At 59.0% G+C, this 909-nt stretch carries 1 protein-coding gene; it reads right to left on the bottom strand.

Going from position 1 to position 909, the window contains the following annotated elements; all coding sequences use genetic code 11:
• A partial coding sequence (locus A2J01_RS24470; protein ID WP_156519386.1) for a hypothetical protein occupies positions 1-387 on the bottom strand: 387 nt, incomplete at its 3' end.
• Between the last annotated feature and the right edge of the window lie 522 nt (positions 388-909).

The raw sequence follows: 909 nt of genomic DNA, 5'->3' as shown, positions 1-909 counted from the left end.
TACGGCGATCTTGACGCCACGGGCCCAGTAGGTGAGGTAGTCCAGTTCGATGACGGACTCGGTGAATGCGAGTTCGTCGGCGTCGTTGACGTGGGAGTCTCCGATGACGAGCCCTGACAGCTTTATCGTTTGGTCGGTGTACTTCTGGCCATTTGTGAATCCACCCTTTTCCGAATCGATGTACGTCTCGAACAGGGACACCGCGCGCCCACCGGAATTGCCATGGACAGTGCGAAATCCCAGCTCGTGAATATCGTACAAATCGCCGTGCAAGTCGAGTCGCGGCTCTGTGGAATCACTGAGCGTGAGAACGCCCGGCACGGTGCGAGAAGGGCCGTTCGAGTCGGGTACCCACCATTGTCCGTGGAGTTGCTCTGTCGTCGCCATGAGCTAAGGCTAAGGTCGTCCGGCCGGTTGACGGCGCGACGACATGCGGATGGCCTCCGGAGTCTGGGATGGGGGATGTCGGTGTGGGGGTGTTTGGTTGGTGTGGGTGGGTTCGGTGTTGGTGTTTTAGGGTTTGACCTGCGGTGATGACATGTCCCCGGGGGTGGTTGTTGGGGGTGTGTGGTGCGCCGGCGTTTTGGGTGCCGGCGGGGGGCCGCTGGGGCCGGCGGGTGGTGTGGGGGTGTTGCTAGGGCTCGTTTTTTGGGTGTTTTTGAATGTTATTGTGTGTCAGTAGGTTTCGGTATTCGGTTGGTGTTGGGTTGGTTTCGCGGGTTGTGCACGGTGATGGTTTCGTTAGCGTCGAATGTTGTTGCAGTGGGGAATATTTCGGTGTTTCTGGATTTCGGGTTGTTTTGCGGTTTGGCGGGTGGGGGTGTATGATTGGGAGCATGATGATGGCGAGGCAGTGGACGCGAGACGGGGCGCTTTTCGTGACCCTTCCCCTCCTCCCCAGCCTCGTTC

The sequence above is a fragment of the Rhodococcus sp. EPR-134 genome (assembly GCF_001647205.1).
Lineage (GTDB): Bacteria > Actinomycetota > Actinomycetes > Mycobacteriales > Mycobacteriaceae > Rhodococcus_F > Rhodococcus_F qingshengii.
This window is presented reverse-complemented; position numbering and strand designations above follow the sequence as displayed.